The 23064-nt window shown below is 35.2% G+C and carries 22 protein-coding genes; 15 read left to right on the top strand and 7 right to left on the bottom strand.

All coding sequences use genetic code 11. The features are described 5' to 3' along the window. Positions 1-248: 248 nt before the first annotated feature. From OLM58_RS18005 to OLM58_RS17955, 11 genes are all read left to right on the top strand, one after another. Positions 249-1010, top strand: coding sequence for a Rossmann-like and DUF2520 domain-containing protein (locus tag OLM58_RS18005; protein ID WP_264529995.1), 762 nt, complete (start codon positions 249-251; stop codon positions 1008-1010). After that, entirely contained in the window at positions 994-1521 is a 528-nt protein-coding gene (locus OLM58_RS18000) for a KdsC family phosphatase (RefSeq protein ID WP_264529994.1), read from the top strand. Before OLM58_RS18005 ends, OLM58_RS18000 begins: the two co-directional genes overlap by 17 nt. 119 nt (positions 1522-1640) lie before the next feature. After that, entirely contained in the window at positions 1641-2567 is a 927-nt protein-coding gene (locus OLM58_RS17995) for a geranylgeranylglycerol-phosphate geranylgeranyltransferase (protein WP_264529993.1), read from the top strand. After that, positions 2560-3144, top strand: coding sequence for a Maf-like protein (locus OLM58_RS17990; RefSeq protein WP_264529992.1), 585 nt, complete (start codon positions 2560-2562; stop codon positions 3142-3144). Before OLM58_RS17995 ends, OLM58_RS17990 begins: the two co-directional genes overlap by 8 nt. A 10-nt stretch (positions 3145-3154) precedes the next feature. Next, on the top strand, positions 3155-3685 hold the full coding sequence (locus tag OLM58_RS17985) for a mechanosensitive ion channel family protein (RefSeq protein WP_264529991.1): 531 nt from the start codon (positions 3155-3157) through the stop codon (positions 3683-3685). Between the two features lie 275 nt (positions 3686-3960). Continuing rightward, on the top strand, positions 3961-5787 hold the full coding sequence (locus tag OLM58_RS17980; protein WP_264529990.1) for a hypothetical protein: 1827 nt from the start codon (positions 3961-3963) through the stop codon (positions 5785-5787). A 202-nt stretch (positions 5788-5989) separates the two neighbouring features. After that, complete coding sequence (locus OLM58_RS17975; protein ID WP_264529989.1) at positions 5990-6499, top strand: hypothetical protein; 510 nt, start codon at positions 5990-5992, stop codon at positions 6497-6499. A gap of 221 nt (positions 6500-6720) precedes the next feature. Beyond that, the gene (locus OLM58_RS17970; protein ID WP_264529988.1) at positions 6721-8358 is read left to right on the top strand and encodes a hypothetical protein; all 1638 of its coding nucleotides are present in this window, start codon (positions 6721-6723) and stop codon (positions 8356-8358) included. Between the two features lie 207 nt (positions 8359-8565). After that, a complete protein-coding gene (locus OLM58_RS17965) occupies positions 8566-11097 on the top strand; it encodes a PIG-L family deacetylase (protein ID WP_264529987.1) in 2532 nt (843 codons plus the stop codon). Between the two features lie 123 nt (positions 11098-11220). Further along, complete coding sequence (locus OLM58_RS17960) at positions 11221-12957, top strand: sodium:solute symporter (RefSeq protein ID WP_264529986.1); 1737 nt, start codon at positions 11221-11223, stop codon at positions 12955-12957. 225 nt (positions 12958-13182) lie between these two features. Next, complete coding sequence (locus OLM58_RS17955) at positions 13183-13812, top strand: MCP four helix bundle domain-containing protein (protein WP_264529985.1); 630 nt, start codon at positions 13183-13185, stop codon at positions 13810-13812. Positions 13813-14230: 418 nt separating this feature from the next. Here OLM58_RS17955 and OLM58_RS17950 read toward each other — a convergent pair whose 3' ends face one another. The 7 genes from OLM58_RS17950 to OLM58_RS17920 form a co-directional block, all read right to left on the bottom strand. Continuing rightward, the gene (locus OLM58_RS17950; RefSeq protein WP_264529984.1) at positions 14231-14644 is read right to left on the bottom strand and encodes a nuclear transport factor 2 family protein; all 414 of its coding nucleotides are present in this window, start codon (positions 14642-14644) and stop codon (positions 14231-14233) included. A 2-nt stretch (positions 14645-14646) separates the two neighbouring features. Beyond that, a complete protein-coding gene (locus OLM58_RS17945) occupies positions 14647-15171 on the bottom strand; it encodes a TetR/AcrR family transcriptional regulator (protein ID WP_264529983.1) in 525 nt (174 codons plus the stop codon). A 251-nt stretch (positions 15172-15422) separates the two neighbouring features. Beyond that, positions 15423-16265: a DUF2911 domain-containing protein gene (locus tag OLM58_RS17940; protein ID WP_017498591.1), complete on the bottom strand. Its 843-nt coding sequence runs from the start codon at positions 16263-16265 to the stop codon at positions 15423-15425. Between the two features lie 70 nt (positions 16266-16335). Beyond that, on the bottom strand, positions 16336-16998 hold the full coding sequence (locus tag OLM58_RS17935; RefSeq protein WP_264529982.1) for an HAD family hydrolase: 663 nt from the start codon (positions 16996-16998) through the stop codon (positions 16336-16338). Between the two features lie 180 nt (positions 16999-17178). Continuing rightward, positions 17179-17895 carry a ThiF family adenylyltransferase gene (locus OLM58_RS17930; protein ID WP_017498593.1) on the bottom strand — a complete coding sequence of 239 codons (717 nt, stop codon included), beginning with the start codon at positions 17893-17895 and terminating at the stop codon, positions 17179-17181. 82 nt (positions 17896-17977) lie between these two features. Continuing rightward, positions 17978-18634 carry a TatD family hydrolase gene (locus OLM58_RS17925; RefSeq protein ID WP_264529981.1) on the bottom strand — a complete coding sequence of 219 codons (657 nt, stop codon included), beginning with the start codon at positions 18632-18634 and terminating at the stop codon, positions 17978-17980. Next, positions 18634-19233, bottom strand: coding sequence for a DUF1684 domain-containing protein (locus OLM58_RS17920; RefSeq protein WP_264529980.1), 600 nt, complete (start codon positions 19231-19233; stop codon positions 18634-18636). The genes OLM58_RS17925 and OLM58_RS17920 overlap by 1 nt, the downstream gene beginning before the upstream one ends. Before the next feature lie 97 nt (positions 19234-19330). Here OLM58_RS17920 and OLM58_RS17915 point away from each other — a divergent pair, with 97 nt between their 5' ends. The 4 genes from OLM58_RS17915 (at position 19331) to OLM58_RS17900 (ending at position 23053) form a co-directional block, all read left to right on the top strand. Beyond that, entirely contained in the window at positions 19331-20548 is a 1218-nt protein-coding gene (locus OLM58_RS17915) for an MDR family MFS transporter (RefSeq protein ID WP_264529979.1), read from the top strand. 166 nt (positions 20549-20714) lie between these two features. After that, complete coding sequence (locus tag OLM58_RS17910) at positions 20715-21083, top strand: BlaI/MecI/CopY family transcriptional regulator (RefSeq protein WP_017498597.1); 369 nt, start codon at positions 20715-20717, stop codon at positions 21081-21083. 6 nt (positions 21084-21089) lie between these two features. Then, the gene (locus OLM58_RS17905) at positions 21090-22685 is read left to right on the top strand and encodes a M56 family metallopeptidase (RefSeq protein WP_264529978.1); all 1596 of its coding nucleotides are present in this window, start codon (positions 21090-21092) and stop codon (positions 22683-22685) included. Between the two features lie 11 nt (positions 22686-22696). Further along, positions 22697-23053, top strand: a complete 357-nt coding sequence (locus tag OLM58_RS17900; protein ID WP_017498599.1) for a BlaI/MecI/CopY family transcriptional regulator — start codon at positions 22697-22699, stop codon at positions 23051-23053. Positions 23054-23064 lie beyond the last annotated feature (11 nt).

Genomic DNA, 23064 nt, shown 5'->3' with positions numbered 1-23064 from the left:
TAAATTAGTAAATCAAATCATTTCTTTGAAAACCGTACGTTTAATTCTACAAATCCGTAATCCGGTTTATGAATCTGTTTTTTTATGTCACAGATTACGGGATTAAAAAAGGATTTATTCGTTTAGCAAACTTCATTTAGAGCAATACTTTTTACATGAATCAACAGAATCATTGCAATCGGTATAATCTGTAGCTAAACTTTTTTCCTGCTTATTCTCTTTAAAAAAAATAATACTAATTTTGCGCTATGATTCGAATTACAATAATTGGTTCCGGAAATGTTGCCCAGCATTTGATCAAAGCTTTCTCTAAAAGTGAAACGGTCGAAATTGTGCAGGTATTTTCGAGAAAAAAAGAGGCCCTTGCTTCTTTGGTAAATTTTGAAAAAATTACAGATAGTTTTGACTCCTTACAAGAAACAGATCTGTACATTATCGCGGTTTCAGACAATGCAATTTCAGAGGTTTCAAAGCAACTCCCTTTTCAAAATCGTCTTGTCGTTCATACCTCAGGAGCGGCTCCAATTGAGACTTTGGACATTAAGAATCGCAGAGGTGTTTTTTATCCGCTTCAAACCTTTTCTAAAAATGCCACCATTGACTTTTCGGTAATCCCTATTTGTCTGGAGGCTGAAAACACCTTTGATTTCCGTGTTTTGGAAAAAGTTGCCAAAAGCATTTCACAGTCCGTTTACCCTATCAATTCCAATCAAAGAAAGGCACTGCATGTTGCAGCGGTTTTTGTGAATAATTTCACCAATCATCTGTATCAAATCGGACAGGAGATCTGCAAAGAACATCAGGTGCCTTTTGACGTTTTGAAACCATTAATTCAGGAAACTGCTCAAAAAATAAATACATTAGATCCGATTGACGCTCAAACCGGACCTGCAAAACGCAACGATTCTAATACAATCGAAGCGCATTTGGAGTATTTAAACCATGAAAATCAAAAGAATATTTATAAAATACTAACACAATCTATACAAAATAATGGCAAAAAATTATAAAGAAATAATGAATGACATCACCACTTTCGTTTTTGATGTTGATGGTGTCCTTACCGACAGTTCTGTTTTTGTAACCAATGAAGGAGAGATTCTTCGTACCATGAATATTCGTGATGGTTATGCGATGAAAGCAGCAGTTGAAAGCGGTTACAATGTTTGCATTATTTCCGGCGGAAGCAATGAAGGTGTCCGTGTACGTTTGCGTAATTTAGGAATTAATGACATTCATTTAGGAACTCCCGATAAAGTAGCAACTTTCAAAGAATACACTGAGACTTACAATATTCAACCGGAACAGGTTTTATATATGGGCGATGATATCCCGGATTATCATGTTATGAAATTAGTAGGTTTACCAACTTGTCCGCAAGATGCAAGTCCGGAAATTAAAAACATTTGCCGTTATATCTCACACGTAAATGGCGGAAAAGGCGCCGCACGCGACGTGATCGAACAAGTAATGAAAGTTCAGGGGAAATGGATGGAACATTTTAACGGAAAACACGATTAATGATTGCAGATTGTTGATTGCAGATTTTTGATTTTAGATTTTAGATTGCATTTCACAAATTACATTTCACAAAAAAACTTAGTCCCTTAGCCCCTCAGAACCTTAGTACCTTAAAAAAAATGAAATTCCTCAAACTCATTCGTTACAAAAACCTGCTCCTGCTAACTTTTATGCAGGTATTATTTCGTTATGCTTTTCTAAAACAGCAAAATATTCCTTTAGCTTTAGCGGATTGGCAATACGGATTATTGGTTTTAAGTACCGTTTTACTGGCAGCGGCGGGTTATGTAATTAATAATATTTATGATGTTGCAACGGACAGCATCAATAAACCTGCTGATGTTGTAATTGGTAAAGGAATTTCTGAAACAACAGCTTATAACATTTATATCGGACTTAACATTACAGGGGTTGCTATTGGATTTCTTTTGTCAAATATCATCCTTAGGCCAATGTTTGCTTCGCTTTTTATTTTAATTGCTTCGCTGCTTTACTTTTACGCGACGACATTAAAACAAATTATGATTCTGGGAAATTTTGTTGTGGCCTTATTACTTTCTGTAAGCGTATGGATTATTGGAATCTTCGATCTTTTCCCTGCTACCAACTCTGAAAATCAGGCACAAATGGCGAGTTTCTTCTCCATCTTAACCGACTATGCCCTATTTGCTTTTATGATTAATTTTATTAGGGAAATTGTCAAAGACATTGAGGATCATAATGGCGACTACAATCAGGGAATGAACACATTGCCAATCGCTATTGGAATTAGCAGAACCGCAAAAATAGCCTTGGGACTTGCAATAATTCCTTTTATTTCTTGTTTACTTTATATCAAAACCTATTTTGTTGAGAACAATCTTTTTATCGCTACATTTTATGCTTTTGCATTTGTTTTGGCTCCCTTATTGTATTTTATTGTAAAAATATTTGGAGCAAAAAATCAAAAAGAATTCCACCATTTAAGTACCGTTTTGAAACTAATTTTATTCTTCGGAATTTTATCCATTCTCGTTATCACCTTAAATATCAAGTACAATGCTTAAAGAAAAACTAAAAAAATATACCTTAATTCTGGCTTCGGGATCGCCTCGCAGACAGCAGTTTTTTAAAGATCTGGATCTTGACTTCGAAATTAGGTTAAAAGACATTGAAGAGATCTATCCACCGGAATTAAAAGCAGTCGAAATTACAGATTATCTAGCAACATTAAAGGCCAGTGCATTTGAAGGTGAACTGAATGAAAATGAAATACTCGTAACCAGTGACACCATCGTTTGGCATGAGAATAAAGCACTTGGTAAACCAAAAAATGCTGAGGAAGCCTTTGCTATGATCAAGTCATTATCCAACACTACTCATGAAGTGATCACCTCAGTTTGTTTTAAGACGAATAGCTCTTCTACTCTTTTGAATGATATTACAAAAGTTACCTTTAATGATTTATCGGACGAGGCTATTTTGTATTACATCGAAAATTACAAACCGTATGACAAAGCCGGGGCTTATGGTATTCAGGAATGGTTTGGTTTTATGGCAGTTGCAAAAATAGAAGGTTCTTACACCAATGTTATGGGATTGCCAACAGCCAAAGTTTATGAATATTTGAGTACTTTAGTGTAAAAATTTATTTATGTTTTCTTTCAAAGAATATAGCCAGGAGATCTTAACTACCATAATTCTGATCCTCGTTCTGATAGCGTTACGTATTATTGTTGCAAAACTAATTCGTCGTTATGCGAGTACAAGTCAGTTATTGGAACATCGTACCAATTTAGTGATCAAGTACATTCACTTGCTCATGAACATACTCGTTATGATTAGCCTGATTATAATTTGGGGTGTCGAAACCAAAGATATTTTTATAACAGTTTCTTCTATCACAACTGTAATTGGAGTGGCTATGTTTGCCCAATGGTCTATTTTGAGCAATATAACTTCGGGTATGATTTTGTTTTTTTCTTTTCCTTTCCGAATTGGAGATACCATCAAAATTCATGATAAAGACTTTCCAATCGAGGCAGAAATTGAGGATATAAGCGCCTTTCATGTGAACTTAAAAACAAAAGACGGCGAAAAGATTATTTTCCCCAATAATTTACTGCTCCAAAAAGGAATTTCTATAATGCCTGTCCAATACGAAGAAAAGGAGTTTTTTGATTAAGATAAGTTCTTGAATCTTATGCTATTCTATTCAACAAAATGCCTCTTTCCCTGAAAGCGTTAGGGATGGCAGCGATATCCTTTTGCAATACCCAAACATTTTCTAAATTCCCCCAATCTGCTATTGCAAAAGATTTAGCGTACAGCCCGGCCCGAAAGGGAACGCCATAAACAGGATTGTCTTTACCGAAATACCAACCTATTGTTTTAAAGAATGATAATAATTGCTTATATTCATCTACGAATTAACCTTTAAGCCGAAAAAAAAAAGATATAATGTCTGTAAACAAAAAAATAATCGTTTTTATTCTATTATGCTTTTGCTTACAGGGTGCTTACGCACAGGTCAAAAGGGCCAAAAAAGACTCCATTAATAAAAAAGACAGTACTGAAGTTTACCAAAAAATTAGAAATTACTCCAAAAAGAATAAATTTACACAAACCCTGCATAAACTGTTCTTCAGGGGAGACAATACACAAAAAAAAGAAGTCCTGGTACAAAATGACACCACCGATTTTAGTGGAAAAATCATTCGGAACATTAATATTATAACACTTGATCCGTTCGGACATTCGGTTACAGACACCACTAAGATACCCAAAAACTGGGGAGAAAGAACGGGAAACAGACTGCATTTAAAAACAAAAAAAATAGCAATCTATAATCTGCTGCTCTTTAAAAAAAACACACCTTACGACACTTATAAAGTACAGGAATCTGAACGTTTGATACGATCTCAAAGATATGTAACTGCTGTAAGAATCACCCATAAAATAACCGGAGTAGCTTCAGATTCCGTTGATGTCACCATTAGGGTTCTGGACTCTTGGAGTACCATTCCCCGATTTGCGATCTCTGGTAATCAGGTCTCTTTTGGTATTAAAGAAAAAGACTTCTTCGGAACGGGGCAACAATTGGACTACAAACATACCAACCGATTTAAAGATGGCCGTACTGCCAACGAAGTAAGCTACAACATTCCCAATATTAAAAATACTTATATAGGAACCACTTTATACTACAAGATTGATCTTGATAACAACTACACGAAAAGTATCAACATTGAACGGCTTTTTTATTCTCCTTTGACCCGATGGGCCGGTGGTTTATATGCGGGGCAGAACTACAGAAAAGATTCTTTGCAGGCACCTGATAAATCGTATGCATTTCAACCCTTTAAAAACAATTTTCAGGATTTCTGGGCAGGGCATGCCAGTAAAGTAACTCAAGATGAAGACGGTATCACCAACTTGGTGGCAACCACACGTTTTCTGAATGTTAATTATAGTCAAACTCCTTCTGAACTCTACGACCCCACTCGTTTTTACTCTGATGAAAAACTGATTTTAAGCGGAATTGGTCTGAACCGACGCAAATTTATAAAAGACAGTTATATTTTTAGAAATGGTCAGACAGAGGATGTTCCCATTGGGAAAGTATACGGAATTACTCTGGGCTATCAATATAAAAACAAACAGTGGCGTCCTTATGCGGGAGCACAGTTCTCTTTTGGAAATTACTACCGTTGGGGATTTTTTAGTACCAATCTGGAAGCCGGTACTTTTTTTCATGATTCAAAAACCTATCAAACGGCTTTCTCATTTGAATCCAATTACTTTACAAAGCTATTTCGCATCGGAAACTGGAAACTTCGCCAGTTTGTAAACCCATTCATCGTTATTGGTGCCAATCGCGAAAATATCATTGGAGATCAACTTAACATTAATGAGCAAAATGGTTTGGCTGGGTTTAATACTGCGATCTATGGAACAAATAAGGTGGTTCTGTCACTTCAAACTCAGACCTATTCGCCTTATGCCCTACTAGGGTTTCGTATCAATCCCTTTTTTAATTACGGACTGGCTGTATTAGGAGCTCCAAATGATGCCGTTGGAAGGAATAAAGCCTACCAAAAAATAACCCTAGGTTTGTCCATAAATAATGACTACTTAGTATTCAGTTCCTTCCAGATTTCACTGTCCTACTACCCTACTATTCCTTTTCAGGGAGATAATATCTTTAAAACCAACACTTTTCAGACCTCTGATTTTGGTTTACAAAGCTTTGAACTGGCTAAACCACGAATTGTAGAATACAAGTAGTAAAAAATCTATTTTTTTCCTCTTTTCAAAAAAAAATTACAGACCAAAAAAACAACTAATAATCAATACTTTAAAATAGAATTCATTTTTAAAAAGTCGTTAAAATGCATCATTTGTCCGATGAAATGCATTGTGCTTTAATTTTTGGCACAGTATATGAATATCATAAAACAGGATCAACCTTAACTTTAAATTAAAAAAAATGAAAACAATAAAATTAGCAATTGCAGGACTTTTTCTCCTGGTTGCAAATGCCACGCAAGCGCAGGTATCTGTAAATGTTAACATAGGAACACCTCCGGCTTGGGGACCGGCAGGATATGCCGAAATGGAGTATTATTATCTACCGGACATCGAAGCATACTATGATGTTAGAGCTTCACAGTTTTTATATTTTGGAGGAGGCCGATGGATAAGAACAACCTACTTGCCAAGACAATACAGAAACTACGATTTATATGGAGGATATAAAGTAGTTTTGAACGACTATCACGGCAGAACTCCTTATGTTTACTTTGACCGTCACAGAGTAAAGTATTACAAAGGATACCACGGAGCACCGCAAAGATGTTACAATCCAAGACCCAGATACGGTTATGACGACCGTCATTATGATAAAAAACGTTATGAGAAACGTCATAAACATGATAGAGACGACGACGATGACGATGATGACGACCACGATGGTCACTATGGTCGCAGAAGAGGCTAGTTTTTGCTAAATCATTAACTTTCAACACAAAAGAGTATCAAAATCATGATACTCTTTTTTTATGCATGCATACTAAATAACTAAAACGTTAATTTAACGAGGAAAACATAAAAATATCGATCAAAACAATTCAAAAAGTTAAATTATACACAAGAATATCAAGACATTACGTTTAAAACTGTAATTTTGCACAAAATTTTAAACCACTAATTATACATTATATGAAAAAGCGTGTTTATTTATTTTCATTATCTGTGTTGTCCCTTTTTACATTTTGTACGAATCATGACGACTCTGCAACGAATGATCAGGCAACAAATAACAACATCGAAATCAATAGCGATGTTACAGCTTTAAATAAGAGACTTGATTACACCAATTCCGGAGTAATTTCAATTACCGGTTCATCAGCTTCAACAGCTAAACTGTTCAATAGCGCACAATCTTCGGCTACCGATTTTCCACTGGTTCAAATTGCAGAAGTTAATCCACCCAAAGACAATAGCGGGAGAACGTTACAGGCCAGTCATGTAGCCGTTAACGGAAACTATGCTTACGTTGCTTATACCATGAGTGGCGAAGCATATTCAGGTGCTATTGATGTTATTGACGTATCTGATCCTTATAAACCTAAATTGATCACTTCTGCCTTAATAGCCAATACCGATATTACCTCCCTTACCTATTCAAATGGAAGTTTAATTATTGGTGCAGCGGCCGATATCGATAAAAATTCTACGCTAAAAAGCCCGGCAATTGTCATTAACATGCCTTTAAGTTCAGGTATGCTAACGGATAAATACACTACGACTAATGTTGAAGGTTACGTAACAACCGATGTTACTTCGAATTCCGGCTCTTACTTTGCAGTAACCGGAGATCAGGGAAGTCTGTTTAAAATCAATGCTGCCTCTAAAGCAATTTCAGGAAAAGTTGCCGTAGAAGATTTACGTTCTGTAGCAATAAGCGGAGATAAAGTCGTGACTTTGAGCGGAACAAAAGGAGTAAATATTTACAACGAATCAACACTGGCATTACAAAAAAGCTTTACCACATCAACAGATGTAAAGGCTTCAAAAAGAACGATAGATTTTGATGGTACAAAATTATTAGTATCAGAAGGTTATAAAGGCTTAGGTGTTTACGACATCAATAGCGGTTCAAAATTACAGACTATTCCATTAGCAGTTGCTGGTGAAGAGAATGTTACCAATGCCTTGTCTGTTAATGACGGTTATGCCTTTGTAGCCAATGGTGCTGCAGGTTTAAATGTTTACAAAACGGGGGCTCAACTTGGTTTACTGGGAACTGTTGATATACTAGGTTCATCAAACTATGTAAAATCAAGTGGTAATTTTATCTATGTAGCCAGTGGAAAAGGCGGTTTGAAAATTATTAAGATGGAAAAACCAAACACCACTTTTGATGGCTGTACAGGATATGGAATTTATAATCAGGGACAAAATCTGATTCTGAACTCAAATGAAGTTAAATCGTATTCCGGTGCTACCTCTATAAGCTCTGCCATTATTAATTCCGGTGCTGTATTAACGCATTGTGGTTCCATTACGGTTCAAAATAATCTAACCTTAAACAGTGGAGGAACTTTCAACATGAAAGGAACATTGTCTCAGGGGAAATACGGTCAGTCTAACCCAACAGAACTTATCATCAACAGCAATGCAGTTTTACAAGTTGAAGGCACTGTTGTGATTTGGGGAGATGTTAGATTGAATAGTGGTGCGAAGATTAATTTTATTGGAAACAACTCTTCTATTACCATTTATGGAAAAGTAACCAAAAACAGCAATGTTACCATTACAGGAAACTATAAAGACACCGAAAATAAATTGAAATAATTTACTGCAATCCTAAGAAATACCACATGATCTAAAACATTAGATCTATTTTCTATAAAGCTGTCAGATTTGATCTGGCAGCTTTTTTTTTGAATCAATTTTCTTAAAAAAGCAAATCAATAACCAAACATTAACATTTCATTTAAATACTCTTCCATGATTTAATTAGTATTTTTGAAACGCTATCAAAAAACACCTAACCTTATTATGCGAAAAATTCAGATACAAATTCTTCTCTTTTTTTTATCAGGCATTTCCCTTTCTTTTGCACAACAACCACAAAAACCAAGTTCTGTTGAAATTTACAACCAAATTAAAAAATTAAACTTTTTAGGTTCAGTATTGTACATCGCAGCGCATCCGGATGACGAAAATACGCGCCTAATTTCTTATATGGCCAATGAAGTAAATGCCAGAACAGGTTATTTGTCTTTAACTCGCGGTGATGGTGGACAAAATTTAATTGGTCCGCAATTACGCGAATTGTTAGGTGTTATTAGAACACAAGAACTAATCGAAGCCAGAAAAATTGATGGCGGTGAACAGTTTTTCTCCCGTGCAAATGATTTTGGCTATTCTAAAACCCCCGATGAAACGTTAGAAATCTGGAATAAAGATAAGGTACTGGCCGATATGATTTGGACGATCCGAAAATTTCAACCGGATGTAATCATCAACCGATTCGATCACCGCTCACCAGGTACTACACACGGGCATCATACATCATCAGCGATGCTAAGTGTGGAAAGTTTTAAACTCACAAATGATCCGAAAATATATCCGGAACAACTAAAATATGTAAAACCCTGGCAGGTTAAACGTCAGTTTTTCAATACATCCTGGTGGTTCTATGGAAGTCAGGAAAAATTTAAAGCGGCAAACAAATCCAACTTTATTCAATTGGAAACCGGAGTTTACTATCCTGGAATTGGAAAATCAAATCAGGAAATTGCAGCTTTAAGCCGCAGCCGCCATCAATCACAAGGTTTTGGAAGCACCGGATCACGTGGTGACGAAACCGAATTTTTAGAACTCATCAACGGTGATCGTCCGATAGATAAAAATAATTTATTTGAAGGAATTGACACTTCATGGAACCGTGTTAAAAACGGAAAACCTGTTGGAGATTTAATCTCTTCCATCATCGCCAGATATGATTTCAGCAATCCGTCAGCCAGTATTCCGGATCTGATTAAAGCTTATACTATGATTGAGGCATTGGAAGACGATCACTGGAAGTCTGTAAAATCAATCGCCATCAAAAATATCATCGCTTCCTGTACCGGATTGTATCTGGAAGCTGCAGCAATTGAGCAGGAAGCCACTCCGGGAAGCACTATTAAAGTTACTCTGGAAGCCATTAACAGATCTTCAATCGAAATGCAATTAAACAGTGTGACTTCACTGCCGGATCAGAAAATGACCCCACAAAATATACTGCTGAAAAACAATAACGATCAAAAAATAAGCTACCAGATTCAGCTTCCCAATACATTAGAATACACGCAGCCTTATTGGTTAAAAGAAAAAGCAACTGAAGGAATGTATACGGTTTCTAATCAGGAAAATATTGGTATTCCCGATATTATCAGACAAGTCAAAGTTGTTTTTAATGTCAGAATAAATGGTGTAGAAATTCCGTTCGAACGTACTGTAATTTACAAATACAATGACGGCGTAAAGGGCGAAATGTACAATTTCCTTGATATTGTTCCTGAAGTCACTACCTCAGTTCTTGAAAAAGTTTTAATTTTTGGAAGTACGAAAAGCAAGTTGGTTCCGGTAAAAGTACGCGCAGGGAAAGACGATATCAAAGGAAATCTGCAATTGGAATTACCAAAAAGCTGGAGCGTTTCTCCTAAAGAAATTCCTTTTACTTTAGAGAAAAAAGGAAACGAACAGATCTTTTACTTTGAAGTTACACCACCCGTAAATCCGGAAGAAGCTGTTGCAAAAAGTATTGCTGTTGTCGATGGCAAACGTTTTGACAAGGATCAGACCATTATCGATTACAGTCATATTACCAAACAAATGGTTTTAAAACCGGCTGAGTCAAAATGCATCCGAATTGAGTTAAAAACAAATGGTGATTCGATAGCTTATATTATGGGTGCCGGTGATGAAGTTCCGGAAAGTTTAGCCCAAATGGGATACAAAGTCAGTATTATTAAACCGGAAGAAATCACACCCGAAAAACTGGATTCCTTCAATGTTGTAATGACCGGAGTACGCGCCTATAATACTATAAATGCTTTGGCACACAAACAAAATATCCTTTTCAACTTTGTGAAAAGCGGTAAAAACATGATCGTACAATACAATACGTACGGACAAACGGTAACCGATCAAATTGCTCCTTACCCGTTAAAAATATCAAACGATCGTGTGACTGAAGAGAATGCTAAAATCACTTTTCTGGCTCCTAATCACCCTATTTTAAACACACCAAACAAAATCAGCGCTAAAGATTTTGAAGGCTGGAAACAAGAACAGGGCTTGTATTATCCTGATCAGTACGATCCTGCCTTTACTCCAATTCTTTCTTCACATGACAAAGGAGAATCGGCTAAAAATGGTGCTCTATTGGTAGCGCCCTACGGAAAAGGATACTATATTTACACCGGCTTAAGCTTCTTTAGAGAACTGCCCGAAGGTGTTGCCGGAGCTTATCGATTGTTGTCGAATATGATTTCATTAAAACAGCCTATAGAAGCTCCTAAACAGGAATTAAAAAAATAAACTATTCCCAATATGGAAACTAAAAAAATAAAAAAATGGAAGAAAAGCTACACTTATGTTTTGGTAGCCAACGCCATTTACATTCTGATTTTTTTCTTAATCATGAAATTATACTCATAACCTATGCAGCTATTTGATTGGATCGTACTGATTGTTACTCTTTTATTTATCGTTGGGTACGGCTCTTGGAAAACCAAAGGAAGTAAAAACGTCGAAGATTTTATTCTTGGAAACAACGAAACTCCCTGGTATACCGTCGGACTATCTGTTATGGCCACACAAGCCAGTGCTATTACTTTTCTGTCGACTCCGGGACAGGCCTATCATGACGGAATGGGGTTCATACAATTCTATTTTGGACTGCCAATTGCCATGATTGTCATTTGTGTGACTTTTATTCCTCTTTATCATAAAAATAAAGTATTTACCGCTTATGAGTTTCTGGAAAAGAGATTCGATTTAAAAACCCGCTCTTTAGCTGCCATTTTATTTTTAGTTCAGAGAGGTTTAGGAACTGGTTTAACCATTTATGCTCCGGCGATTATTCTCTCGGCTCTTTTGGGATGGAATTTAACTCTAATGAACATTATAATTGGGGTTCTGGTTATCATTTATACCTTCTCCGGAGGTACAAAGGCAGTAAACGTAACTCAGAAGCAACAAATGTTTGTGATCATGTCAGGAATGTTTATTACTTTTTTCCTGATTCTGCACTACCTGCCAAATGATATGACTTTTACCAGTGCGCTGCACATTGCCGGAGCCAACGATAAAATGAATATTGTCGATTTCTCTTTTGATCCGGAAGAAAAATATACCTTCTGGAGTGGAATCACCGGTGGTTTTTTCCTCGCTCTTGCCTATTTCGGAACCGATCAATCTCAGGTTGGTCGTTATTTATCCGGAAAATCAGTTCGTGAAAGTCAAATGGGACTAATTATGAACGGAATTTTAAAGGTGCCAATGCAATTCTTTATTCTACTGACCGGAGTTATGGTTTTTGTCTTTTTTCAGTTCAATCCTGTTCCGTTAAATTTCAATCCCAACAATAAAATTGTCATTGAAAAATCACCTTACAAAGAAGAATACCATGCGTTAGAGAAAAAACTAAGCACTTTATCGGAAGACAAAAAAGTAATCAATTTATTGTACATCGACCAGCTGAATCAGGATTTCGACAATCCGATTTTACGAAAAGAACTGGTTACCTTGTCCAATAAAGAAAAAGACCTTCGTGATCGTGCCAAAGAAATCATTTCCAAAGCTGACAGCAACAGTGAAACTAATGATAAAGATTACGTCTTCTTTCATTTTATTCTCAATTACCTGCCAAAAGGATTAATTGGTCTTCTTTTAGCCGTGATTCTTTCAGCCGCAATGTCTTCAACGGCTTCAGGGTTAAATGCTTTAGCGTCGACGACTGCCATTGATATTTACAAACGAAATCTGAAAACTCAAAAATCAGATAAACATTATCTGAACGCGACCAAGTTTTTTACCTTATTCTGGGGAATTGTAGCGATACTTTTTGCCTGCGTGGGAACTTTGTTCGAAAACTTAATTCAATTGGTAAACATTATTGGATCTATTTTCTACGGAACGGTTTTAGGTATCTTTTTAGTCGGCTTCTATCTCCGACGCGTAAAAGCCAAAGCCATGTTTTATAGCGCTATAATCAGTCAACTTACCATATTTATCATCTATTATTTTATGATTGCAATTTACCCGAGCGGTCAGGAAAAACTGGGGTATTTATGGCTAAACTTTATTGGAGCTATTCTAACCATTGTTCTCGCGCTGTTCATGCAGCTGGCCTTTTTTAGAAATGAACCGGACACTGAGGAAATCATTATCGAGTAATTCTATAACCTAAATTTAGCATACGGCCTTTTCAGGTTCAAGATTTTAAATCCGGACAATTAAAAATAATCTTCTAAATTTGATTTTAGAAGATTATTTTTTTTTGAATAAGCTGTAGCCGATAATCTGGTAGTTCAAAACCATCCCACCTCTCACCTTTTACTTCAACTAATTCTTCAGCAAAATTTTTATCTTTGAGAAAACAACCGTCTAAATACCAACTCTATGAAAGATTTGAAAAAATACAGCAATAAGACTAAAGCTGCTTTTATTTTATTGATTGTGATGCTTCTAATTCTTCTTGGGAATTTCAATACACTTCAAAATTCAAAAAATGTAAATGAAAATATTAACGCAATTTACAAAGACCGCTTAGTGGTTGCGCATTACATTTTTCAATACTCCAAAGAACTCCATTTTATAAAATCGGAAGCTGAAAAACTGGATTTAAGCGATACTATCAAAAAAGACGAAATCATTCAGACATTAAATATTATCCACACCATTGACGATTTGTATGCCAAAACTGTACTAACCGATACGGAAAAACAGTATTTCGATGCTTTTTTAAATTCCTGTAAAGAAATAAACAATCAGGTTGCTGCCAAAAACTGGAATAAAATTGCCGTTTCAAGCAATGAAGCTCTAAAAACCTTAGAAGCTTTATCGCAAATTCAGATTCAGGAGGGAAAAGCAAAACTTGCAAATGCCAATGCGATGTACAGTAAGAACAATAGTCTTGGACAATTACAAATTGCACTTCTCATTATTCTAGGCAGCATCACATTTTACCTTTTGATTGTCAAGAAAATTAAAAAAAGCATCAAAATTCCTGAGCCGCCAAGCTTGAACTAATTTTAGAATGAGATCTCATTAAGAATGAATTTAATACGCGGATTTTACGGATTCGTTTCACGAAAACGCAGATTAAAACGGATTTATTTTTTAGCATTTTAACCAATATTCTGGTCATTTGGCGCAAGAAACTGTATTAATCTTTAATTATGTCGCTCCTTCGGAGCTTTTTATTGTATTGGAAAATTTTGTTATGGCTATACCTATTTCGCTCCTTCGGAGCTTGACTCAAAATTTTCCTTCTTGGGAATGATACATGAAAAAAATCCGTACAAATCCGTGTTTTCGTGAAACGAATCCGCTAAATCCGCGTCTAAAACCAAGCTATATAACTCCATTTCAATATCAATTTCAATATCAATATCAATGTCAATGTCAATGTCAATGTCAATGTCAATATCAAAAATAACGCTATCTATTACTTCAATTTCCTGTCCTCTTCCTTAATTGGCAAGTCGTTTATACTGGCGAATCGCTTTTGCATAAGTCCATTAACATCAAACTCCCAGTTTTCATTTCCGTAAGCTCTGAACCAGTTTCCATCGGGATTCTGATATTCGTACTCAAATCGCACGGCAATTCTGTTTTCCGTATGTGCCCAATATTCTTTTTTGAGTTTGTAATGTCTTTCCTTCTTCCATTTTTGAGTCAAAAAGTGAATGATAGCCTCTCTCCCATTGACAAACTGATCTCTGTTTCGCCATTCGCTATCAACGGTATAAGCTTTTGAAACACGCTCAGGATCCTGACTGTTCCAGGCATCTTCTGCCAATTGAATTTTCTCTAATGCCGTTTCATAAGTAAAAGGCGGCAATGGTAACTTCTGTTCCATAATTATAAAATTAAAGTTTCAATTATTTTCTTGGATTGCTCGATAAGATGATTTGATTTGAATAACTGACTTTCGATAATACAACTTTCAAATAGTAAATAAATATGATCTGCCAAAAGCTCATTCTCAATCTCCGCTTTAAAGTAATTTCGTAAGTCTGATTTATGGCTTTGAATTATACTCAGTACTTTCTTGTTATCTGAAGGTATTTCTGAAAGTAAGTTCAAAAAACTACATCCTCTGAAATTTTCTTTTTGATTCATGGCTACTAAAAAGTCAAAAGAAGTCAAAACTTTTGATTTAGAATCTTTTTGATCTGAAGTGAATTGCTCCAGCTTCGTAAACCAATATTCATGACGCCACTCTAAAAAAGCAACACATAAATCTTCTTTTGATTTAAAATGCTGATAAAAACTCGCTTTTGCCACTTTTGCTTCTTCAATAATCTGATTTATACCTGTAGAATTATATCCTTGGGTATGAAACAAAAAGGAGGCTTTTTCTAAAATTCGTTCTTTGGGTTGCATGTCTACTATCTGTTTTGAATTACAAATATACATCTTTAAATCAAAAAACAGACAAGTCTGTCTGTTTAAAATAAATCTTCTATTTTTTTAACCGCAAAGAACGCGAAGGTTTACACAAAACACACCAGGGTGAATTCTGAAATATTTTTCTTTAAAGACTTCCCAAGCAATACTAAATAAAAAATCCAAATTCCAATTGGACATTGGAATTTGGATTTTTTAAATTTAGAATTTAATAATTCCGTGAATTATTATCTGCTCCACTCAGCGATACTGTCTTTATTTAATTTTACGTAATCCTGATTTTTAGCAGCTTCTGCGGCAGCAAGGGAAATTTTAGCAGTTTCAATTGCTCCTTTTTTATCTCCTTGTTTCGCCTGAATTTGCGATTTCAATCTTAAAATGTAATATGGTTTATCAGCACTTAAGTCTAATGATTTATCTACATAAGTTCTGGCAGTTTCGATGTTTCCGTTAGCCTGAAACAAATAAGTAGCAGCCGAAAAATAATCGTTTGAACTTGGGCCTCCTAAAACTTTCTCGATACTTGCTGTAGCTGTTTTTGCAGTTGGCACTTCAAATTTTAAAGCTACATGAGAATTTTCCCAAGACATTTCTAAATAACCGTAGTTTGGATCTAAACCATTAATTCCAATAGTAAACGTCTCTACAGGAGTTGGCAATGCGTCTTCTTTTACCGTAGTTCTCAGTGCCACATAAGAATCGCTCCAGTTTTCAGGTAATCCCCAGTTATCTGTAGAAAGGTAAAAAATAACTTCCCAGCTTTCAATTTTAGGAATAGTATAAATTGCATATTTACCTTTTTTCAATGTTTTCCCGTCGATCACTACATCATCACTAAAATTAATGATCGTGTTTTCATTAGCTCCGGTTCTCCATAATTTTCCAAACGGAACCAGATTTCCAAATACAGCTCTTCCTCTGGCACCCGGTCTTGAATAGGTAACTTCAACGTCAGTCAATCCAACGGTTTGCTTGATGTATCCTTTAGGACTCGCTTGTGGAGTTTTTATTTGTGCTTCTGAAGCAAAAGGAGCCAAAACAATGGCTAATGCAATAAGTAGTTTTTTCATTTTCTTCGTTTATTTTGTTCCCTCAAATTTACAAATTCAATTAGCGAATAAATGTTAAATTTTACTTAATTCAAGCGTCTAATTGTGATATTTTTTCCGCATTCAGCTCACTAAAGTGATTGATAATCAAATCGGCATCTGATAAATCCTGTAATTTCGAATGATGACTGTTATACCCCACACAATATACGCCGGCACCTTTTGCTGCTTTCACTCCATTTGTACTGTCTTCAATGATAATACAGTTTTCTATCGGAGCTTTCGATAGCGAAGCTGCATGTACAAAAATGGCCGGATTTGGTTTAGATTGCGGAAAATCCTCACCACTCACAATATCGGTAAAATACTGGTGCAAATTGAATCTGGTAAATACACGTTCAATCGTTACTTTTGAAGCCGAAGATGCTAAAATTAACTGTATTCCGTTGGCATATAGATCTTTTATCAAATCTTCAACACCTTCTAACAGGTACAAATCTTCTTTGGTATCAAAAGCGTCATTAAAAATATTTCTTTTTCGTTGGATTAAATCTTCAACTTCGTGCTCAATTGTTGGAAAAAGCTCTTTTAAAGTCTGAAAGGTATTTCGTGTCGAAAATCCCGTAAACGAAGTATACATTTCTTCCGTTACTGTAATATTCAGTTCGGTAAATTGTTTGTAATAGGCATAACGATGTACAGGTTCAGTGTCTACAATGACACCATCCATATCGAAGATTACTGTTTTTATCATTTTTTTAAAGGTACTTTTTAAGGTTCAAAGGCTCTGAGAAACAAAGGTTCAAAGGTTTCTTTTGTTTCAAGTTTCAAGTTTCAAGTTTCAAGTTTTTTAGCTTGTGGTAACTTTGACAAATTTACTTTGTTTTAACCTGTAAAACCTGAAACCTGAAACTTGAAACAATTTAAAACAAAACTATTCCTTCTTCAGCAAATGACGGATCACCGTTTCAGCAACATGTAAACCAAACAATCCTGGCATATAACTGTTGGTTCCGTAGAATGATTTTTTGAAGTTTTTTCCGTCTGTTAGTTTTAAACTTTTCTCGTCCTGAATTTCAGAGGAGAAAACTACTTTTAGTTTGTTTATTTTTTCGGCTTTTAGACGCTTTCTGATTGTTTTGGAGAAGTAACAGTTTATTGTTTTCGAAATATCAGTTACTTTTACTTTCGAAGCCAGCATTTTTCCACCCGCACCCATACTGCTGATAATTTTTACTCTTTTACGTTTTGCAGCAATGATCAGATTCAATTTTGGTGTAATACTGTCGATACAATCCAACACATAATCAAACTCAGAAGAAACCATCTCAAAAGCTCTTTCAGGAGACAAAAATTCCTGTACTCTTGTTAGTTTCAATTCCGGATTGATGTCCATCAATCGGTCTCCAACGATCGTAATTTTAGGTTGTCCAACAGTAGAGTGCAAAGCCGGTAACTGTCTGTTAATATTTGTTATATCTACTACATCACCATCAACAATAGTCATACTTCCTACTCCTGCTCTTGCCAAAAATTCAGCTGCAAATGATCCAACCCCTCCTAAACCTACTACCAACACATTGGAATTTTGTAGGTTCTGCAATCCTTCTTTCGTAAATAAAAGTTCGGCTCTTTCTGTCCACTCTGCCATATATAATGTTTTTCTTTTGTTTTAATTGTTTCTTTTGTTTCAGGGTTCAAGTTTCAAGTTTCAGGTTTCAGTTACTACCTGTTTAAGAAGTTTGTTTCTTAAAAACGCCCTTGAAATTTGCTGAAATAGTATCCTGCAATTCTTTTATCGTCCAATTTTTATAGGTTGCCGCCAATTCGTAAACCTGCTCTATGCTTTCTTCGATCGTATCAGTTTCCAAAAAGAAGCGATCATTGGGAACGGTCTGAAAAACAGTTTTCAAGTCCGGATTCCGCAAAAGATATTTTCCAAACGAAATATAAAATCCTTCTTTAATTAGCTGAGCGGCAATCTGACCGTTTTTAGAAAAACCATGAACAATCATCGGAACCGAAACTTTCATTTTCTTCTTCAATGCAATCACTTCCTGAAAAGCTGCAACACAATGGATGACAACCGGTTTTTGATACTTCTCTGCCAGTGCCAGTTGCTTTTCAAAAACAACTATTTGTTGTGCCAACGGAATCTCGATTCGTTTGTCTAAGCCGCATTCCCCGATAGCCAGACAATTATTCGATTGTAATTTTTCTTCTATAATTTTCAATTCAGCATCAATTTGATCCTCTTTTATGTACCAGGGATGAATCCCAATACTATAAAACGGAATCGAAACATCAAACTCCTGTGGGTATTGATTGACCAATTCCAGTACATTGGATTGATTTTTAAATTGATGAGTATGAAAGTTAAAGAATTCCATTAGTGAAATGCTTTAACTCCTGCTTTGATTTCTACATTCAGATCATTTTCCAGAGGAACTATCGGACATGAATATTTATGGTTATAAGCACAATACGGATTGTAGGCCATATTAAAATCAACCGCAATTGTATTTCCTTTTGGAACTTTTAAATCAATATATCTTCCTCCTATATAACTTCCTTTTCCTGAAGTTAAATCTGAAAAAGGTAAGAACAGATGATCTTTATATTCCTTCGTTTTCGAAAGCTCTATGTTTCTGTAAACATTCAATTTAAGGGCAACTCCGTCAATTGTGAAATATAAAGTCCCGTATTTGATGTATTTTGGTGTTCTTGTTCCGGTCGTTTTCATTTCGAAAACTTTTTCATTTTTCGCTTTCTCCAATTTAGCATTCACAAAATACTTTGCATTTATAGGGTAAAAATCTAAACTTTTAAAGGTTTTTAAATCTTCTGCCATTAACGGACTCGTCTTAGCATCAGCATATTCTGAATTTATTGTCTTTTGAAATTTTTCACTTTCCTTTTGATCAAATTTACTTTGTCCCAAGCAAAAATTAATCGCTAACAATACTAAAAAAACTATACTATTTTTCATCTTAGAAATTTTGAGCAAAAATAGTTCAAAAGTAACAAAGCAGCAACCGCTCATCCATACAAAGTTTGCTAACTTTGTTGCAAATAACTTATTTATAATGCTTAAAACTGCTTTTAGCCGCTACATCAATAATTTTAAAGGTTTTTCTAGAGAAATTTGGATTCTTGCTATTGTTACTTTTATCAATCGTGCCGGAACAATGGTGCTTCCATTTTTGTCCAAGTACTTAAAAGAAGATTTACATTTTACTTATAATCAGGTAGGTTGGATTATGGTGGCTTTTGGTTTCGGATCCATGTTAGGTTCCTGGCTGGGTGGAAAATTAACAGACAAAATCGGATTTTACAAAATCATGATTTTTAGTTTGTTTACTAGTGGAGTTTTCCTTTTTCTTATTCAATATGTTACACATTTCTGGACACTTTGCATCGCGATATTTTCTTTAATGACCATTGCCGATATGTTTCGTCCGGCGATGTATGTTTCGCTTGGCGCCTATTCTGAACCCGAAAACCGAACGCGTGCCCTTAGTTTGGTACGTCTTGCCGTTAATTTAGGATTTGCGGCCGGACCTGCATTAGGAGGTTTGATTATTATGGGTATGGGGTATTCAGGCTTATTTTGGGTAGACGGTGCATCATGCATCATCGCCATTTCGATATTTGCCTTACTGGTTAAAGAGAAGAAAAAAATACTACACGAAGATAAAATTGAAAGTACCGAAGTTAAAAAATCGGTTTTTCACGACAAAATCTTTTGGGTTTTCTTGTTTGTGTGTTTCGCGACGGCTATCATATTCTTTCAGCTTTTTACCACTTTACCGCTATATCATAATGAAAAATTTGGTTTAAGCGCGTTTCAGACAGGACTATTAATGACACTAAATGGGTTGCTTATTTTTACTTTGGAAATGCCAACTGTTGCTTTTATGGAGAGGAAAGGCTTTCCTAAAATAAAAATCATCACACTTGGATCTTCCATTATAGCCCTGAGTTTCTTTTTATTATTGATTAATGTCTGGGCATGGATTCTGATAATCAGTATGATTCTTTTCTCGATTGGAGAAATTCTCAACTTCCCTTTCTCGAATGCTTTTGCACTAAGCCGAGCGCCACGCGGACAGGAAGGCCGTTATATGGCGCTTTACACCATGAGTTTCAGTCTTGCACATATTGTGAGTGCAAAAGTAGGCTTCGAAATCATCTCCCGATTCGGATACCAAATCAATTGGCTTTTCATGGCTTCTATTGGAGTTTTTGCAACTCTATGCTGCTTTTGGATTAAAAAGGCATTGGTTCACGAGAAAAAAAACTAATCACAATATAGAATTCAAATTATTAAAAATCAACTACTTAACTTTGTAATTGACGCGTTTTTGCGTACCTGTATTTTTAGTTCAAACTTAATTTTTAGTTAAATAACTATTTTTATAGTTGTGTAACTAAAAAAATAGTTGTAGGTTTGAATTAAAATTAGAAAACATGCAAAAGTTAACGAACAAAGAAGAGGAAATCATGCATATTTTATGGAGGCTTAAAAAAGCTTTCGTAAAGGAAGTTCAGGCAGAAATTACAGAAGATCAACCCCATTACAATACCTTATCGACTATTGTGCGTAATCTGGAAGAGAAAGGATTTGTGGCTCACAATGCTTTTGGAAACACACATCAATATTATCCAATCATTACTTTAGAGGCCTACAGTAAAAAGTATATGAATACGGCAATTGACAACTATTTTAATAGTTCGTATAAAAATATGGTTTCATTCTTTGCTAAAGAGGAGAAGATTTCGGCGGCAGAATTACGTGAAATTTTAGACATGATCGAAAATCCAAAAGGAGAAAAATAATTGTTTATGGAAGCACTTTTCTTATTTATCGCAAAATCCGGTGGTTTATTAATATTGTTTTATTGTGCTTATTATTTTTTACTACGCAAAGAAACTTTTTTTAACAGCAACAGATGGTTTTTATTGGCGGGTTTGATTACCTCAGTAGTGCTGCCTTTTTTGGTATATTCTAAAACTGTGTGGGTAAACCCTACTCCTGTAACCCATTTGAATTATGCTACTGTTTACCAGCCAGCGCTTATCGAGAATAATGCTTCCTTAATCAACTGGAATCTGGTGCTGTTTTCAGTCTACGTTATAGTACTTTTAGGATTACTTTTAAAATTTGCCTTCGACTTTTATAGTCTAAATGCGGTTCTGAAAGGAAAAAAAATCACACAGCAAGCCGATTTCAAATTCATCGATACCAACGAAAACATCGCTCCTTTCTCTTATTTTGATTATATCGTGTACAACTCATCAATGTATACGCCTTCGGAATTAGAAAGTATTATCGAGCATGAAAAGGTGCATAGTGAACAAAATCACACTATAGATGTTTTACTGTCAAGAATATTCTGCGTTCTCTTTTGGTTCAACCCGATCATGTGGCTGTATAAAAAAGCAATTCTTCAAAATCTGGAATTCATCGCCGATAGTGAAGCTGCACGAAAAATCTCCGACAAAAAAGCGTATCAGTACACACTTTTAAAAATTACAACACATGAAAATTGTGTTGCCATTACCAATCATTTTTATCAATCATTAATCAAAAAACGAATCATTATGTTAAACAAAAATCAATCAAAGAAAAGAAATTCCTGGAAATTTGGAGCAATAGTTCCGGCACTTGCGGCATTTGTATTATTATTTCAAATCGAAGTAATTGCCAAAGAAAAACAACAAACTGCAAAGGTGATTTCAGGAAAAACAGAATCTGTAGATGTTTACAAAATCAAAAAAAATACAACAGATACTGAATTAAAGGAAATCAAAGAAAAATTGAAATCAATTCATAACATTGATTTTAAGGCTTCTGAGATAAAAAGAAATGCTGATAACGAATTAATATCAATCAAAATTGATGTTAAAAATGGTAGAGAGCAAGCACAATCTGTTCAGACTTCAGGAAATGAAGCTATTAAAGATTTTGGATTAATTGTTACAACGGATACGAATGGCAGCAAAAAAATAGGCATTCAGACTGCTGATGATAATAATAATTCTGAAAGCCACAAAGAATCCAAAAAAGTAAAAAACAAAAAAGTAATCCTTAAACAAACTAAAGATGTTAACACTAATTCTGGTACTGATGAAAAAATTACTGGCAATACTCGTACAAATACTAGCACTACTACTGTAGTTACAGATGATAACGGAACAACCAGCGTATCTACTTCAAATAGTGATGGCAAAATTATTGTTTTGACATCAGGTAAAGCCAGCACAAAAGGACCTAAACTTACCATCGTTGACGGAGTTGAAATGCCTGCTAATTATAGCCTTGAAGACCTAAAACCAAAATACATTAAAAAAATGAGCGTTTTTACAGGAAGTGAAGCAACTGCTAAATATGGAGAAAAAGGATCTAATGGTGTAATCGAAATCGAAACACATAAATAGGAAAGCTTAAAATGCAAAAGCTAACCAACAAAGAAGAGGAGATCATGCACATTTTATGGAAGCTTCAAAAAGCTTTTGTAAAAGAAATTCAGGCAGAGATCACAGAAGATCAACCGCATTACAATACTTTGTCTACAATTGTTCGTAATCTGGAAGAAAAAGGCTATGTAAGTCATAGCGCTTTTGGAAATACACATCAATACTACCCACTCGTAAGTATTGAAGAATATCGAAAAGGGTTCATGCATACTGCTATCGATAATTATTTTAACAGCTCTTATAAAAGTATGGTTTCATTTTTTGCCAAAGAAGAAAAAATCTCGGCAGCAGAATTACGAGAAATCTTAGTCATGATCGAAACTCCTTAAAAGAAAAATTA

This window comes from Flavobacterium sp. N502540 (genome assembly GCF_025947365.1).
Taxonomy (GTDB): domain Bacteria; phylum Bacteroidota; class Bacteroidia; order Flavobacteriales; family Flavobacteriaceae; genus Flavobacterium.
This window is presented reverse-complemented; position numbering and strand designations above follow the sequence as displayed.

Coding starts and splice junctions, on each gene's coding strand:
- OLM58_RS17915 (WP_264529979.1), top strand. CDS start 19,331: ATGCTTAAAACTGCTTTTAGCCGCTACATCAATAATTTTAAAGGTTTT.
- OLM58_RS17905 (WP_264529978.1), top strand. CDS start 21,090: ATGGAAGCACTTTTCTTATTTATCGCAAAATCCGGTGGTTTATTAATA.
- OLM58_RS17990 (WP_264529992.1), top strand. CDS start 2,560: ATGCTTAAAGAAAAACTAAAAAAATATACCTTAATTCTGGCTTCGGGA.
- OLM58_RS17955 (WP_264529985.1), top strand. CDS start 13,183: ATGAAAGATTTGAAAAAATACAGCAATAAGACTAAAGCTGCTTTTATT.
- OLM58_RS17935 (WP_264529982.1), bottom strand. CDS start 16,998: ATGATAAAAACAGTAATCTTCGATATGGATGGTGTCATTGTAGACACT.
- OLM58_RS18005 (WP_264529995.1), top strand. CDS start 249: ATGATTCGAATTACAATAATTGGTTCCGGAAATGTTGCCCAGCATTTG.
- OLM58_RS17965 (WP_264529987.1), top strand. CDS start 8,566: ATGCGAAAAATTCAGATACAAATTCTTCTCTTTTTTTTATCAGGCATT.
- OLM58_RS17900 (WP_017498599.1), top strand. CDS start 22,697: ATGCAAAAGCTAACCAACAAAGAAGAGGAGATCATGCACATTTTATGG.
- OLM58_RS17910 (WP_017498597.1), top strand. CDS start 20,715: ATGCAAAAGTTAACGAACAAAGAAGAGGAAATCATGCATATTTTATGG.
- OLM58_RS17960 (WP_264529986.1), top strand. CDS start 11,221: ATGCAGCTATTTGATTGGATCGTACTGATTGTTACTCTTTTATTTATC.
- OLM58_RS17925 (WP_264529981.1), bottom strand. CDS start 18,634: ATGGAATTCTTTAACTTTCATACTCATCAATTTAAAAATCAATCCAAT.
- OLM58_RS17985 (WP_264529991.1), top strand. CDS start 3,155: ATGTTTTCTTTCAAAGAATATAGCCAGGAGATCTTAACTACCATAATT.
- OLM58_RS17995 (WP_264529993.1), top strand. CDS start 1,641: ATGAAATTCCTCAAACTCATTCGTTACAAAAACCTGCTCCTGCTAACT.
- OLM58_RS18000 (WP_264529994.1), top strand. CDS start 994: ATGGCAAAAAATTATAAAGAAATAATGAATGACATCACCACTTTCGTT.
- OLM58_RS17940 (WP_017498591.1), bottom strand. CDS start 16,265: ATGAAAAAACTACTTATTGCATTAGCCATTGTTTTGGCTCCTTTTGCT.
- OLM58_RS17980 (WP_264529990.1), top strand. CDS start 3,961: ATGTCTGTAAACAAAAAAATAATCGTTTTTATTCTATTATGCTTTTGC.
- OLM58_RS17920 (WP_264529980.1), bottom strand. CDS start 19,233: ATGAAAAATAGTATAGTTTTTTTAGTATTGTTAGCGATTAATTTTTGC.
- OLM58_RS17930 (WP_017498593.1), bottom strand. CDS start 17,895: ATGGCAGAGTGGACAGAAAGAGCCGAACTTTTATTTACGAAAGAAGGA.
- OLM58_RS17975 (WP_264529989.1), top strand. CDS start 5,990: ATGAAAACAATAAAATTAGCAATTGCAGGACTTTTTCTCCTGGTTGCA.
- OLM58_RS17970 (WP_264529988.1), top strand. CDS start 6,721: ATGAAAAAGCGTGTTTATTTATTTTCATTATCTGTGTTGTCCCTTTTT.
- OLM58_RS17950 (WP_264529984.1), bottom strand. CDS start 14,644: ATGGAACAGAAGTTACCATTGCCGCCTTTTACTTATGAAACGGCATTA.
- OLM58_RS17945 (WP_264529983.1), bottom strand. CDS start 15,171: ATGCAACCCAAAGAACGAATTTTAGAAAAAGCCTCCTTTTTGTTTCAT.